Consider the following 13,546-nt stretch of genomic DNA (forward strand, 5'->3'; position numbering starts at 1 on the left):
CTGCGCTCTCTGTCGGTCGTCGTGGCGGTGAAGGTTCAAGGCAGAATTGCCCTCGTGACTGACTACGACGTACTCCGTGTCTTCTGCGGGCCGCGCGGTGGATACGGCAATGAACTCGGGGTCGTTCGCGAGGGTTCGGTGCTGCCCGGGGAGAGCGAGCGGCAGGAGTTCGCCGCGAAACTCGGCTTCAGCGAGACCGTGTTCGTCGACGATCCCGAGCGCGGCGTGATCGACATCTACACGCCGACCCTGCGGCTGCCCTTCGCCGGGCACCCCTGCGTCGGGACGGCGTGGCTGCTCGACGTGCCCGAACTGGTCGTCCCCGCCGGGGTGGTCGGGGCCCGGCAGGACGGCGAGTTCTGCTGGATCGAGGCGCGGGCGGAGTGGGTGCCGCCGCGCACCCTGCGGCAGTACGGCAGCGCCGCCGAGGTCGACGATCTGGCCGTACCGCCGCCGGGGGAGTGGGTCTACGCCTGGGCCTGGGAGGACGAGCCCGCCGGCCGGATCCGCGCCCGGGCCTTCCCCGGCCGCGGCGACGGCATCGACGAGGACGAGGCGACCGGGGCGGCCGCCCTGCTGCTCACCGACCGGCTGGGCCGGGCCCTCAACATCACCCAGGGCGCCGGCTCCCAGCTCCTGACCGCACCCCAGCCGGGCGGCTGGACCGAGGTCGGCGGCCGGGTCCACCTCGAACGCTGAACCGACGGAGCTCTCCCGGCCCTACGCCGTCAGCGGGAACTCCGCGCCCAGCTCCTCGAACACCGCGTTGTTCAGCGCGTACGCCCGCTTGCACTCGGCCACGACCCGCTGCCGCTCCAGCTCGTCACCGGGCACCGCGTCCAGCAGTGCGCTGTAACTCCGCTTGAAGGCGGCCGGGTTGGAGATCTGCTCGAAGACGTAGAAGCGGACCCCGTCGCCCTTCTTCGGGAAACCCCACGCCTTCTCGGCCGTGTCGCGGATGATCTGCCCGCCGGAGAGGTCGCCGAGGTAGCGGGTGTAGTGGTGGGCGACATAGCCGGCCGGCCAGTCGCGGGCGCACTCGGTGATCCGCTCCGCGTACTCCAGCGTGGCCGGCAGCGCGCTGATGCCCGACCGCCAGCCGGGGCCGCGCAGATACTCCAGGTCCTGCTCCAGCGAGGCCATACGGAACAGCTCCGGGCGGACGAACGGTCCGGCCACCGGATCCGCCGTGAGCCGCGCGGCCGCCGACTCCAGTGCCCCGTACACGAACCACAGCTGCTCCGTGTAGCGCGCGAACGCGTCGACGCCGAGTTTGCGCCCCAGCAGGTCGCTCATGAAGGTCGAGCCCCTGACCTCCTCGTGCTGCTCTCGGGAAGCCGTCCGAATGAGGGTCGAGAAGGAATCCATGGGCGATACTTTCTATGGTTAGGCTAACCTAAGTCAATAGCCTTTCCGACCTGTTGTCGGTAACCTTCCCGACGCGCTGTCGGTAAAAACCTGCCGAAGGCAAGCGAACGGCCCGCCCTCCGAGGGGAGCGGGCCGTTTCATGGGGTGTGTGGGGCGCTACGGCAGCGTGAGGATCTCCGCGCCCGTGTCCGTCACCACGAGCGTGTGCTCGAACTGGGCCGTCCGCTTGCGGTCCTTCGTCACGACCGTCCAGCCGTCGTCCCACATGTCGTACTCGTGCGTCCCGAGCGTCAGCATCGGCTCGATCGTGAACGTCATCCCGGGCTGGATCACGGTCGTCGCGTGCGGGCTGTCGTAGTGCGGGATGATCAGGCCCGAGTGGAACGAGCTGTTGATGCCGTGGCCGGTGAAGTCCCGGACCACCCCGTAGCCGAAACGCTTCGCGTACGACTCGATGACCCGGCCGATGATGTTGATCTGCCGGCCCGGGCGGACCGCCTTGATCGCGCGAGTCAGGGACTCCCGCGTCCGCTCCACCAGCAGCCGCGACTCCTCGTCGACCTCGCCCACCAGGTACGTCGCGTTGTTGTCGCCGTGCACGCCGCCGATGTACGCCGTCACGTCGAGGTTGATGATGTCGCCGTCACGCAGGACGGTGGAGTCCGGGATGCCGTGGCAGATGACCTCGTTGACCGAGCTGCACAGCGACTTCGGGAAACCGCGGTAGCCCAGCGTCGAGGGATAGGCGCCGTGGTCGCACATGTATGCGTGCGCCACCTTGTCCAGCTCGTCCGTGGTCACCCCGGGGGCGATCAGCTTCGCGGCCTCCGCCATTGCCCGGGCGGCGATCCGGCCGGCGACGCGCATCGCCTCGATCGTCTCGGGGGTCTGCACCTCCGGACCGGTGTACGGCGTCGGCGCGGGCTTGCCGACGTACTCGGGGCGACGGATGTTTCCGGGCACGGGACGGGTGGGGGACAGCTCCCCCGGGACGAGCAGCGACTGGCCAGACATGCCAGCGAGTCTAACCAGCGCCCATGGGGGAACATGTCGATGGCGAGAGGAGCTGGTCATGGCCCTGTTCAAGAAGCGCACGGTCGGCAAGCCGGGCGAGTGGTACTACTGCCTGGAGCACAAGAAGGTCGAAGAGGGGCCGGAGTGCCCCAACAAGGACCGTTTCGGGCCGTACGCCTCCCGCCCGGAGGCCGAACACGCGATGGCGACCGCCCGCGAGCGCAACCTCCAGTGGGAGAACGACCCCAAGTGGCACGACGCCCCGACGGGCGGCCGGGAAGAGGACTGATCACGCCTCGGCGGCCACAGCGGCGGCTGCGCGTTTCTCGCGCAGCCGCACCGCGTGCTCGTTGCTTCGCACGTCGTACGTCATGAGCCTCGGCAGGCACACCGCCAGCAGCGCCACCGCGCCCACGCACAGCAGCCCGCCGGACCAGACCGACGTCCGCACTCCCAGCCAGGCCGCGAAACCGCCGCTGCGCATCTGACCGACCGTCGGTCCGACCGAGTACGACAGCAGCTCGATCCCGGCCAGACGGCCGCGCAGCTCGTCCGGGATCGTCTGGTTCCACATGGCCGCGCGGAAGACGCCGCTGACCATGTCGGCGCCGCCGGCGAGGGTCAGGAACAGCAGCACCAGCCACACATTGCCGACGACCCCGGCGCCCGCGATGGCCAGGCCCCACAGTGCGGCCGCCAGCACCACCATCCGGCCGTGCCGGTGCACCCGCGAGGTCCATCCGCTGGTCAGGCTCACCAGCAGGGCCCCCGCCGGGACCGCCGCGTACATCAGCCCCAGTGACCACTGCGCGTCCAGCTCGTCCGCCAGGAACGGCAGCAGGGCGAGCGGCATCGCCAGGAACATCGCGGCCAGGTCGACGGCGTAGGTCCCCAGGAGTTCCTTGCGGCTCCACGCGTAGCGGGCGCCCTCGGCGATGGCCCGCAGCGAGGGCTTCACCGCCTCGTGGGAGGCCGGCGAGGCCGCGATGCGCGTGATCAGCACCACGGACACGACGAACGTGGCCAGGTCGGCGCCGTACGCCCAGCCGACACCGGCGTAGGCGACCACCACCCCCGCCAGCGCCGGGCCCGCGACGCCGCCGACCGTCCAGCGCAGCGAGTTCAGGGAGGCCGCCGCCGGCAGATGTTCGTAGGCCACGATCCGCGGCCACAGCGAGTCGAGTGCGGGCCGTTGCACGGACACCAGGGCGGAGGACAGGGCGGCGACGACGTACAGCGGCCAGACAGCGGGCCGCGGAAGCAGCGCGTTGGCCAGCAGCACCACGCTGAGCAGCCCCTGCCCCGCCTCCGTCCACAGGATCAGCTTCCGTTTGTCCCAGGCGTCGGCGAGAGCCCCGCCGTACAGCCCGAACACGACCAGCGGCACCAGTTCCACGGCCCCGATGGCCCCGACCGCCGCCGCCGACTCCGTCAGCTCCTTCAGCTGCACGGGCAGTGCGACGAACGTCAGGAACGTCCCGAAGTTGGTGATCAGCCCCGAGACCCACAGCCGCCGGAAGTCGGCGGAGGCCCGCCAGGGGGACAGGTCGGGGAGCATGGCGCGGAGGCCGGAAGAACGTTCGGGGAGGTCGTCGGTCACGAAGGGTCATGGTCGGGGGAGGGGCGCGGGCGGGCAACTGCTTTTCGGGGCTCGGTTGCTCATCGCGCGGGAGACGCGCGGGAGACGCACGCGGGAGTCGTCACCAGCGGGCCGGCGGGGGCGCCGTCAGGTTGTCCGCCAGTCGGGACAGCCTGTCCCTGAGGCGCCGGGGGCCTCGCGCGGGGGCCGGTAGCGCGTTCTCCCCGGCTGCCGCGCTGACCAGGTGCTGGACCGTGTCCAGGTCCAGTTCCGCGCCGGTGGGGACGGACAGGGACTCGTGGGCCATCGCCGGAAGTTCGCCCGCGTCGGGGCCGAGGGCGAGGACCGTCGCCCCGGCGCGACGGGCGTCGGACACGCGTTCAAGGAGTGGTGCGGCGGGTCCGGGTCCCTCGGGGGACACCACGAGCAGCGTCTCGCCCCGCCGGGCCGCCTCCAGCCGTCCCAGGCCGACCGCGAGGTGCGCCGGGTCGCAGGCGCGGGCGTCGTGCCGTACCAGCGTCGGGGCCAGCTCCGGTGTGCCCGACCAGGCGGCCTCGTCCACGAGGTGCGCGGCCAGGTGCCACGGCTCGTACTCCGGGGTGCCGACGAGCAGCAGCCCGCCCCCGTGCGACACCACCGACCCCCGCAGCGCCCCGGCGAACCTCCGCGTGGCGCCCAGCCACTCGGTCCCGGCGAGCACTTCCCGCAGCAGCGCGACCCGTACGGCATCCATGGAGCCGCATCCTGCCCGAGCCGGTCGCGGGTGCGGAGGAAGTCTCCACGGATTCGCCCGGCCCGGGCAGTTGGGTCGCTCACCCGTGCCATGAGGGAACGGCTGGGGGAGACATCGGCGGCACGGGCACGGACGTAGAGTCGGGGCCATGACCTCTACCGACAGTGCTGCCACCGACAACGCCCAGAAGGCCCCCGCCAAGGACCCCTGGGACCTGCCCGACGTCTCCGGACTCGTCGTCGGTGTGCTCGGCGGGACCGGGCCCCAGGGCAAGGGCCTCGCCTACCGGCTGGCCCGGGCCGGCCAGAAGGTGATCATCGGCTCGCGGGCCGCCGAGCGCGCCCAGGCGGCGGCCGGGGAACTCGGACACGGCATCGAGGGCGCCGACAACGCCGAGACCGCGCGCCGCAGCGACATCGTGATCGTCGCCGTGCCGTGGGACGGCCACGGCAAGACCCTCGAATCCCTGCGCGAGGAACTGTCCGGCAAGCTCGTCGTCGACTGCGTCAACCCGCTCGGCTTCGACAAGAAGGGCGCCTACGCCCTCAAGCCCGAGGAGGGCAGCGCCGCCGAGCAGGCCGCCGCCCTGCTGCCGGACTCCCGCGTCACGGCCGCCTTCCACCACCTGTCGGCCGTGCTCCTCGAGGACCCGGAGATCGAGCAGATCGACACCGACGTGATGGTGCTCGGCGAGGTCCGGGCCGACGTCGAGATCGTCCAGGCGCTCGCCGGCCGTATCCCCGGGATGCGCGGCATCTTCGCGGGGCGGCTGCGCAACGCCCACCAGGTGGAGTCGCTGGTGGCGAACCTGATCTCCGTGAACCGCCGCTACAAGGCACACGCCGGGCTGCGCGTCACCGACGTGTGAGCCGGTGAGGCCGATGGGGGACACTGGACGGCACCAGCAGTGACCGTATGACCCGCAGTGTCCCCCGACAGGAGCCGACCGCCATGCCCCGCCTCGCCCTCTACGCCTCCATCTTCTGCGTCCTGTCCGTGGCCGCGGCCGTGGTCTCCTTCGTGCAGGGCAGCTGGCTGGGGATCGTCTGGGTGCTGCTCGCCGGACTGTCGTCGAACATGACCTGGTACTACGTGAAGCGCGCCAAGGCCCAGAAGTCGCCCACGGGCTGACCCCTCAGGGCGCGGCCGAGCAGAACTCGTTCGAGCCCTGCCAGAAGCGGTACAGCTCCTGACCGCAGTACGTCTCGAAGTCGCTGATCTTCAGAGACTTCAGGATCGTGTCGATCACGTCGAAGAACACGCCGTTCACCGCGGGCAGCCACAGCAGCGCGAACACGAACAGCAGGCCGAACGGCGCGAACGGCTCCACCTGGCGCCGGATCTTGTACGACAGCCACGGCTCGATCACGCCGTAGCCGTCCAGGCCCGGCACCGGCAGGAAGTTCAGCAGCGCGGCCGTCACCTGGAGCAGGGCGAGGAAGGCCAGGGCGAACCGGAAGTCGGTCGGCACGCCGTCCAGGGCGTCCAGCCAGAACGGGGCCGTGCAGACGATCGCGAACAGCACGTTCGTCAGCGGACCCGCGGCCGAGATGAGGCTGTGCTTCCAGCGCCCCTGGATCCGCCCCCGCTCGATGAACACCGCGCCACCGGGCAGGCCGATCCCGCCCATGATCACGAAGATCACCGGCAGCACGATGCTGAGCAGCGCGTGCGTGTACTTCAAGGGGTTCAGCGTCAGATAGCCCTTGGCGCCGATCGAGATGTCGCCGCTGTGCAGGGCGGTGCGCGCGTGCGCGTACTCGTGCAGACACAGGGAGACGATCCAGGCCGCCGTCACGAAGAGGAACACGGCGACACCGGGCTGCTCCGCGAAACCGGTCCAGGTCGCCCACCCGGTGACCGCCGTCACGGCCAGAATCCCGACGAAGACGGGACTGATCCGCCGCTCGCTGTGGCGGCTGGTGGCGGTGGTCATGGGGCTCCCTGCACTCTTCGCACTCTTCGGACACGCGATGGGACTGCCCGACCGTACCGGGCGCACGGGGAAAACGTCTCGCGCGGGGCGGTCGGTTCCGGAGAGGGTGGGGGCATGGGGCTCTGGCACGTGTTCTACGCGGACTGGCAGATGGAGTGCTGCGGCACACCGTTCTCGGTGGGGGACGAGGTGAGCTGGCCCCTGCTGCTCCTGGACCCGGCCGACGTGTACGGCGGCGGCTGGCACGACCAGCTCACCAAGGTCGCCGGACCGGTGGAGCACGTGGGCGGCGTCCGGGTGGTGCGGGAGGAGTCGGGCCTGACGGTGGCCCTGGGCGGGCAGCCCCGGAGGGCTACCCGCTCGGTCGGGCTGCTCTCCGTCGAGCGGCACGGCGCGTCCTGGCCCCAGGTCACCGGGCGGGTACGGGCCGTGCGGGTGCTGTCCCAGGGCTACGCCGAGACCCCGCCCGGCTCGCGCTCCTGGCAGCCGGTCCCGGGGGAGCGGAGTCTGAGGGCGGTCGAGCGGTGCCCGAAGTGGTTCGCCGACGGTGACGCGGAGCAGGGGCGACGGTGGAGGGAGTCGGGGGTGATGGTGGCGCTGGAGTCCCCGAGTGTGGGCGTGGCCCCACCGGGGACAGAGGGCGCTGGGCGGCGTCGGGGCTGAGGCCGGGTGGCTCCGCAGCCAAGGGCGTCCGCCGCGCCGTAGAAACCTCGTGACCCGTTCTCGTACCACCGGAGACAATGGACCCCGTGCGCTACCGCATCCTCGGCACCACGCAAGCGCTCCGCACCGACGGCACGGTCGTTTCGGTGGGCGGGGCGCGTTTGCGTGCGCTGCTGACCGTGCTCGCCCTGCGGGCCGGCCGTACCGTGCCCGTGGGGCTGCTCGTCGACGAGGTGTGGGACGGCGCCCCGCCCGCCGACGGTCCGGCGGCGCTCCAGGCGCTGATCGGGCGGTTGCGGCGGGCGCTCGGGGCGGACGCGGTCGCCTCCGCCGAGGGCGGGTACCGGCTCACGGCCGCGCCCGACGATGTCGACCTGCACCGGTTCGAGCGGCTGGCCGGCGAGGGACTGCGGGCCCTGGCCGACGACGACCCCGCCAAGGCCGCCGTGATCCTCGACGACGCCCTCGCGCTGTGGCGCGGCCCGGCCCTGGCCGACCTCCCCGACCGCACCGCCGAGGCGGCCCGCCTGGACACCCGCCGCCTGGACGTCCTGCGCGCCCGCCACACCGCCGCCCTCGCCCTCGGCCAGGCCGAACAGTCCCTGCCGGAGCTGACCGCCCTGTGCGACGGCCACCCCCTGGACGAACCCCTCCAGACCCTGCGTCTGCGCGCCCTGCGCGACGCCGGCCGCACGGCGGAGGCGCTGGACGCCTACGAGGAGGTCCGGCGCTCGCTCGCCGATCGGCTGGGCGCCGACCCGGGGCCGGAACTGCGCTCCCTGCACGCGGAGTTGCTGAGCCTCGGGGGCGGCCCCGCGCCCGTCGTCGAGCCCCGGCCCGTCGGTAATCTGCGGGCGCGGCTCACCTCCTTCATCGGCCGTGAGAGCGACATCGAGACCATCCGGGGCGATCTCACCACCGCCCGGCTGGTCACCCTTCTCGGACCCGGCGGGGCCGGCAAGACCCGGCTGTCGCAGGAGGCCGCCGAGACCGTACGGCCCGCCATGTCCGGCGGCGTGTGGCTGGCCGAACTCGCCCCCGTCGACGATCCGGCCGCCGTCCCGGAAGCCGTACTCACCGCCGTAGGCGCCCGGGAGACCGTGCTGTACGGCGGCGGCGCCGAGGGCATGCGGGCCGCTGTCGCCGACCGGCTCGACGACCCCGTCGAGCGGCTCGCCGAGCACTGCTCCCGCCCCGGCATGCTGCTGATCCTCGACAACTGCGAGCACGTCGCCGACGCAGCCGCCCGGCTCGCCGAGGAACTGCTGGAGCGCTGCCCGGGCCTGACCGTCCTCGCCACCAGCCGTGAACCCCTGGGCGTACCGGGGGAGTTGCTGCGGCCCGTGGAGCCGCTGCCCGAGCCGGTCGCGCTGCGGCTGCTCGCCGAGCGGGGCGGGGCGGCCCGGCCCGGCTTCCGCGTCCAGGACGACCCCGGGGCGTGCGCGGAGATCTGCCGCCGCCTCGACGGTCTGCCCCTGGCCATCGAACTCGCCGCCGCCCGGCTGCGGATGCTCACCCCCCGCCAGATCGCCGAGCGGCTCGACGACCGCTTCCGCCTCCTCACCTCCGGCAGCCGCACCGTCCTGCCCCGCCAGCAGACCCTCAGAGCCGTCGTCGACTGGTCCTGGGACCTGCTCGACGAGGACGAACGGGACGTCCTGCGGCGGCTGTCGGTGTTCGCGGGCGGCTGCGACCTCCCCGCCGCCGAGGCGGTGTGCGGGCCGGTCGCCCTGGAGGTGCTCGGCTCGCTCGTCGACCGCTCCCTGGTCGTGGCCGCGCCGCCCGGTGAGTCCTCGGACGGCGAGATGCGCTACCGGCTGCTGGAGACCGTCGCCGAGTACGCCGCCGAGCGGCTGGACGAGGCCGGACAGCGCGCCGAGGCCGAACGCGCCCATCTGACGTACTTCCGCGAACTCGCCCGCCGCACCGACCCGTTGCTGCACGGCCCCGGCCAGCTCGCCGCCATCCACCGGCTGGAGCGGGAGTACGAGAATCTGCGCACCGCCCTGCGCCACGCCGTCGCCCTGCGCGACGAGCAGGAGGCGCTCTGCCTCGCGCTGTCCCTCGTCTGGTACTGGCAGATGCGCGACCTGCGCATCGAGGCCCGCACCTGGTGCCGCGAGGTCATGACCCTCGGCCCCGACCCCTTCACCGAGCCCGTCCGCCCCGCCGCCCCGGTCTGGCAGCGCTGCACCGACGCCCCGCCCCCGATGACCGGCGAGGTCCTCCAGGAGGCCCGGCGCGGGATCCACCTGGCGCATCTCGCCTGCATGGACACCGAACTGGACGCCTGGCAGACCCCGCGGGCCCAGCAGAAGCTGAACACCATCGCCGACACCTACGAGCCCGGCCTCCCGCAGACCTGCCGGCTCCCCGGCCTGCTCTGGCTCTTCGCCGTGATGCTGACCGGCGACATGGACCGGCTGCGCGTCGTCATGGAGGCGTCCATCCGCACCTGCCGGGAGACCCCCGGCTTTGAATGGGAGCTGGCCTCCGGCCTCCAGATGCGGGCCAACTTCCTCGCCAACCGCACCGACTGGGCGGGCGACGCCGCCCGGGACGCCGACGAGTCGCTGGAGATCTACCGGCGCCTCGGCGACGCCTGGGGCACCGCCGAGGCCCTCTCCGCCCGCGCCGAGACCCATGAACGCAGAGGCGCCTACGCCCTGGCCGCCGCCGACTACGAGGCCGCCATCGCCCACGCGGACCACCTCGGCGCCCACGGCCAGACGGCCGTGCTCACCGCCCGGCTCGGCAACGCGCTGCTGGAGGCCGGCGAGGAGGAGCGCGGCGAGCGGCTGCTGCGCGAGGTGATCGCCGAGCGCGGGGACTCGATCAGCGAGGCCATGCCCGCCGCCCGCCTCTACCTGGCCGTCCGGCTGGGCCTGACGGACCGGGTGCCCGAGGCACGCGAGCAACTGCGACGGCTGCGGCAGGACTTCCGTATCGCCCACTTCATCGTCTTCGATGCGTTCATCCTCGGCGCCGAGGCCTGGCTGGACGCCGTGGAGGGGCGGCACGCGGAGTGCCTTGACCTCATCCGCAAGGCGCTGGAGCGTGCCGCCGACCCGCGCTCGCAGCTCATCGCCCCCCATATGCGCGCGGTGTACCTGACCATCGGGGCCGGAGCCCTGGCCGGCCTCGACGGCGGGCACCGCGCCCACGACGCGGCCCGCTGCCTGGGCGCCGCCGACGGCCTTCTGCCGCCCGGCCATGTCGCCGCGCGGCAGGAGCGCGAGACCCGCGAGCGGGCGGAGCTGCGGGCCCGGGCGGTGCTCGGCGACCCGGCGTACGAGAGCGCGTACGCGGAAGGCGGCGGCCTCTCCGCCGAGGAGGCCACCGCCCTGGTCTGACGCGAACGACGCGAAGACGGCCTCTCCGCTCAGCTCTTGGTGCGGAACTTGTGGATCGCGATCGGAGCCATCACCGCCGTGATCGCCACCGACCAGCCGAGCGTCACCCACAGATCGTGCGCGACCGGCCCGCCGACCATCAGCCCGCGCGCGGCGTCCGCCAGCGTGGACAGCGGGTTGTAGTCGGTGAAGGCCTGCAGCCAGCCCGGCATCGAGGTCGTCGGCGCGAAGATCGACGAGCCGAACTGGAGCGGGAACAGCACCAGGAAGCCCATCGCCTGCACGGACTGCGCGTTCTTCATGATCACGCCCAGGGTGAGGAACACCCACATGATCGACGAGGCGAACGCGGTGGACAGCGCCACGGTCGCGAGCAGACCGGGCCAGTTGGTGATCTCGAACCCGACCGCGACGGCGACGATCATCAGCACGGCGGTCGCGAACAGCATCCGCAGCAGCTCCACCGAGATCTTCGCGAAGAGCACCGAGCCGCGCCCGATGGGCAGGGACCGGAAGCGGTCCATGACACCGGAGTTGAAGTCCTGGCTGAAGCCGGTGCCGACGCCCTGGGACAGCGTCATGCTCATCATCGCGATCATGCCCGGGATCACGTACTGCACATACTGGTCCTGCCCGCCGCCCAGCGCCTGCCCGATCGAGCCGCCGAACACGAACACGAACAGCAGGGTGAAGATGACCGGCATCAGCAGCGCGTCGGCCATCGACTCCGGGTCCTTGCGGATCCACAGCAGATTGCGGCGGACCAGGGCCCCGGTGTGGCGCAGATGGGCACGCGGCGAGATACGGGCGTCCGCCTCGCCCTCGTGGATGGCTGCGGTGGCGGCGCTCATACGGCGACCTCCTGACGGTCGTCGGCGGGCACGGTGTCCTGCGGGGCACTGGCGCGGTGGCCGGTGAGGGACAGGAACACCTCGTCCAGGCTGGGCAGTTCGGTGGTGATGGAGGAGAGCGTGATGCCACGCGAGGTGACCGCGCCGACCACGGCTGTCAGCTGCTCGTCGCTGAGGATCGGCACGAGGACGTCGCCCCGGTCGCTGTCCACGGTCGTGGTCGCGAGGCCGGTGATGCCCAAGTCGTCCAGAGCGGCGGCGAGGGGCCGCAGCTGCACCGGATCGGCCGGGCGTATCCGCAGCGCACGGCCGCCGACCTTCGCCTTCAGCTCCTCGATGGCGCCGCCCGCGATGACCTGCCCGCGGTCCACGACCGTCAGCTCGGTGGCGAGCTGCTCGGCCTCCTCCATGTACTGAGTGGTGAGCAGCACGGTGACGCCGTCGCCGACCATGCGCTTGACCTCGTCCCACACCTCGTTGCGGGTGCGCGGGTCGAGCCCGGTGGTCGGCTCGTCCAGGAAGAGCACGGCCGGTCGGCCGATCATCGAGGCGGCCAGGTCCAGCCGTCGCCGCATGCCTCCGGAGTACGTCGCCGCGGGCCGCTTGGCGGCCTCGGTGAGCGTGAAGCGCTCCAGCAGTTCGTCGGCCCGGGCCCGGGCGCTCTTGCGGGGCAGATCGAGCAGCCGCCCGATCATGTACAGGTTCTCCCAGCCCGAGAGCTTCTCGTCCACGGAGGCGTACTGCCCCGTGAGGCCGATCACCCGGCGCAGCTGCCGGGGCTGCCGTACGACGTCGTAGCCGACGACGGTGGCCCGGCCCGAGTCGGGGGCGAGCAGCGTGGACAGGATCCGCACCAGGGTCGTCTTGCCGGCCCCGTTCGGCCCGAGCACCCCCATCACGGTGCCCTCCCGCACGTCCAGGTCGACCCCGTCCAGTGCCTTGGTCTCGCCGTAGTGCTTCACCAGCCCCCGCACGGTGACCGCGGCGCCGCCGGCGTGTGTGTCGATTCGCGTCATGGGACAGACGGTCTCAGGGCCCACCGACAAACCACCGACAAGCCGCCTACAGCCCGCCGACACCACAGAGAAAAGAGGGAAGGCCCGCCGACTGGGGGAAGGTCGGCGGGCCGTCCGTGGTACCGCTGTGGCTCTAGTGGACGGAGTGCTCCTCCTGCGGGAACGTTCCGCCGACGACGTCCTCGGCGAACGCCTTCGCCGCGCCGCTCATGACCTCACGCAGGTCGGCGTACTGCTTGACGAATTTGGGGACGCGCCCGCCGGTCAGACCCAGCATGTCGGTCCACACCAGCACCTGCGCGTCGCACTCGGGGCCGGCCCCGATGCCCACCGTCGGAATCTGCAGCGTCCGCGTCACCTCGGCCGCCAGCTCCGCCGGGACCAGCTCCAGCACCACCGCGAACGCGCCCGCGTCCTGCACGGCCTTCGCGTCCCGCAGCAACTGCTGGGCCGCCTCCTCGCCCCGCCCCTGCACGCGGTAGCCCATCGCGTTGACGGACTGCGGGGTCAGGCCGATGTGCGCCATGACCGGGATGCCGGAGTCGACGAGCAGCCGGATCTGCTCGTGCGACCGCTCGCCCCCTTCCAGCTTCACGGCCTGCACTCCCGCCTCCTTCACCATCCGGGTCGCCGAGCGCAGCGCCTGCACCGGACCCTCCTGGTAGGAGCCGAAGGGCAGGTCGCCGACGATCAGGGCGCGCGAGGTGCCCCGTACGACCGCCGCGGACAGCATGGTCATCTCGTCGAGGGTGACGGGCACGGTCGATTCGTACCCGAGGTGGCAGTTGCCCGCCGAGTCGCCGACGAGCATGACCGGGATCCCGGCCTCGTCGAACACGGACGCGGTCATCGCGTCGTAGGCGGTGAGCATGGGCCACTTCTCGCCCCGCTCCTTGGCGGCGGCGATGTCGCGCACGGTGATACGGCGGGTTCCCTTGCCCCCGTACAGCGTCTTGGCGCTCTGGGCAGCCGAAAGCTGCGTCATTGCACGGCTCCTCACACGTCATCTCGAGGCGCCCTGACGGCGTCCCC

Annotated in this window: 14 protein-coding genes; 6 read left to right on the forward strand and 8 right to left on the reverse strand. The window is 72.1% G+C overall.

Features of this window, described 5'->3' with window-relative positions; genetic code table 11:
• Positions 1-54 precede the first annotated feature (54 nt).
• The gene (locus tag KJK29_RS27450) at positions 55-699 is read left to right on the forward strand and encodes a PhzF family phenazine biosynthesis protein (RefSeq protein WP_215121849.1); all 645 of its coding nucleotides are present in this window, start codon (positions 55-57) and stop codon (positions 697-699) included.
• Between the two features lie 21 nt (positions 700-720).
• Here the strand turns inward: KJK29_RS27450 and KJK29_RS27455 are convergent, their stop codons facing one another.
• Complete coding sequence (locus tag KJK29_RS27455; protein WP_215121850.1) at positions 721-1,368, reverse strand: biliverdin-producing heme oxygenase; 648 nt, start codon at positions 1,366-1,368, stop codon at positions 721-723.
• A 157-nt stretch (positions 1,369-1,525) separates the two neighbouring features.
• A complete protein-coding gene (map, locus tag KJK29_RS27460) occupies positions 1,526-2,383 on the reverse strand; it encodes a type I methionyl aminopeptidase (protein WP_215121851.1) in 858 nt (285 codons plus the stop codon).
• 58 nt (positions 2,384-2,441) lie between these two features.
• On the opposite strand from map, the gene KJK29_RS27465 reads away from it, so the two are divergent.
• The gene (locus tag KJK29_RS27465) at positions 2,442-2,672 is read left to right on the forward strand and encodes a hypothetical protein (RefSeq protein WP_215121852.1); all 231 of its coding nucleotides are present in this window, start codon (positions 2,442-2,444) and stop codon (positions 2,670-2,672) included.
• On the opposite strand, the gene KJK29_RS27470 is transcribed toward KJK29_RS27465, so the two are convergent.
• Positions 2,673-3,941: an MFS transporter gene (locus tag KJK29_RS27470; RefSeq protein WP_215124486.1), complete on the reverse strand. Its 1,269-nt coding sequence runs from the start codon at positions 3,939-3,941 to the stop codon at positions 2,673-2,675.
• Between the two features lie 142 nt (positions 3,942-4,083).
• The gene (locus KJK29_RS27475; protein WP_215121853.1) at positions 4,084-4,695 is read right to left on the reverse strand and encodes a hypothetical protein; all 612 of its coding nucleotides are present in this window, start codon (positions 4,693-4,695) and stop codon (positions 4,084-4,086) included.
• Positions 4,696-4,843: 148 nt separating this feature from the next.
• On the opposite strand from KJK29_RS27475, the gene npdG reads away from it, so the two are divergent.
• Positions 4,844-5,563, forward strand: a complete 720-nt coding sequence (npdG, locus tag KJK29_RS27480; RefSeq protein WP_215121854.1) for an NADPH-dependent F420 reductase — start codon at positions 4,844-4,846, stop codon at positions 5,561-5,563.
• A 47-nt stretch (positions 5,564-5,610) separates the two neighbouring features.
• Positions 5,611-5,826 carry a hypothetical protein gene (locus KJK29_RS27485; RefSeq protein WP_370869164.1) on the forward strand — a complete coding sequence of 72 codons (216 nt, stop codon included), beginning with the start codon at positions 5,611-5,613 and terminating at the stop codon, positions 5,824-5,826.
• A 4-nt stretch (positions 5,827-5,830) separates the two neighbouring features.
• Here KJK29_RS27485 and KJK29_RS27490 read toward each other — a convergent pair whose 3' ends face one another.
• A complete protein-coding gene (locus KJK29_RS27490) occupies positions 5,831-6,631 on the reverse strand; it encodes a site-2 protease family protein (protein ID WP_215121856.1) in 801 nt (266 codons plus the stop codon).
• A 114-nt stretch (positions 6,632-6,745) separates the two neighbouring features.
• On the opposite strand from KJK29_RS27490, the gene KJK29_RS27495 reads away from it, so the two are divergent.
• Complete coding sequence (locus tag KJK29_RS27495) at positions 6,746-7,294, forward strand: DUF6578 domain-containing protein (protein WP_251057961.1); 549 nt, start codon at positions 6,746-6,748, stop codon at positions 7,292-7,294.
• Positions 7,295-7,371: 77 nt separating this feature from the next.
• Positions 7,372-10,647, forward strand: coding sequence for a BTAD domain-containing putative transcriptional regulator (locus KJK29_RS27500; RefSeq protein ID WP_215121857.1), 3,276 nt, complete (start codon positions 7,372-7,374; stop codon positions 10,645-10,647).
• A gap of 29 nt (positions 10,648-10,676) precedes the next feature.
• Here KJK29_RS27500 and KJK29_RS27505 read toward each other — a convergent pair whose 3' ends face one another.
• The 3 genes from KJK29_RS27505 to panB form a co-directional block, all read right to left on the reverse strand.
• Positions 10,677-11,498: an ABC transporter permease gene (locus KJK29_RS27505; protein ID WP_215121858.1), complete on the reverse strand. Its 822-nt coding sequence runs from the start codon at positions 11,496-11,498 to the stop codon at positions 10,677-10,679.
• Positions 11,495-12,514: an ATP-binding cassette domain-containing protein gene (locus KJK29_RS27510; RefSeq protein WP_215121859.1), complete on the reverse strand. Its 1,020-nt coding sequence runs from the start codon at positions 12,512-12,514 to the stop codon at positions 11,495-11,497. The genes KJK29_RS27505 and KJK29_RS27510 overlap by 4 nt, the downstream gene beginning before the upstream one ends.
• 133 nt (positions 12,515-12,647) lie before the next feature.
• On the reverse strand, positions 12,648-13,499 hold the full coding sequence (gene panB / locus KJK29_RS27515; RefSeq protein WP_215121860.1) for a 3-methyl-2-oxobutanoate hydroxymethyltransferase: 852 nt from the start codon (positions 13,497-13,499) through the stop codon (positions 12,648-12,650).
• Positions 13,500-13,546 lie beyond the last annotated feature (47 nt).

The sequence above is a fragment of the Streptomyces koelreuteriae genome, assembly GCF_018604545.1.
Lineage (GTDB): Bacteria > Actinomycetota > Actinomycetes > Streptomycetales > Streptomycetaceae > Streptomyces > Streptomyces koelreuteriae.

Coding starts and splice junctions, on each gene's coding strand:
- KJK29_RS27455 (WP_215121850.1), bottom strand. CDS start 1,368: ATGGATTCCTTCTCGACCCTCATTCGGACGGCTTCCCGAGAGCAGCAC.
- map (WP_215121851.1), bottom strand. CDS start 2,383: ATGTCTGGCCAGTCGCTGCTCGTCCCGGGGGAGCTGTCCCCCACCCGT.
- KJK29_RS27465 (WP_215121852.1), top strand. CDS start 2,442: ATGGCCCTGTTCAAGAAGCGCACGGTCGGCAAGCCGGGCGAGTGGTAC.
- KJK29_RS27470 (WP_215124486.1), bottom strand. CDS start 3,941: ATGCTCCCCGACCTGTCCCCCTGGCGGGCCTCCGCCGACTTCCGGCGG.
- KJK29_RS27475 (WP_215121853.1), bottom strand. CDS start 4,695: ATGGATGCCGTACGGGTCGCGCTGCTGCGGGAAGTGCTCGCCGGGACC.
- npdG (WP_215121854.1), top strand. CDS start 4,844: ATGACCTCTACCGACAGTGCTGCCACCGACAACGCCCAGAAGGCCCCC.
- KJK29_RS27485 (WP_370869164.1), top strand. CDS start 5,611: ATGACCCGCAGTGTCCCCCGACAGGAGCCGACCGCCATGCCCCGCCTC.
- KJK29_RS27490 (WP_215121856.1), bottom strand. CDS start 6,631: ATGACCACCGCCACCAGCCGCCACAGCGAGCGGCGGATCAGTCCCGTC.
- KJK29_RS27495 (WP_251057961.1), top strand. CDS start 6,746: ATGGGGCTCTGGCACGTGTTCTACGCGGACTGGCAGATGGAGTGCTGC.
- KJK29_RS27500 (WP_215121857.1), top strand. CDS start 7,372: ATGGACCCCGTGCGCTACCGCATCCTCGGCACCACGCAAGCGCTCCGC.
- KJK29_RS27505 (WP_215121858.1), bottom strand. CDS start 11,498: ATGAGCGCCGCCACCGCAGCCATCCACGAGGGCGAGGCGGACGCCCGT.
- KJK29_RS27510 (WP_215121859.1), bottom strand. CDS start 12,514: ATGACGCGAATCGACACACACGCCGGCGGCGCCGCGGTCACCGTGCGG.
- panB (WP_215121860.1), bottom strand. CDS start 13,499: ATGACGCAGCTTTCGGCTGCCCAGAGCGCCAAGACGCTGTACGGGGGC.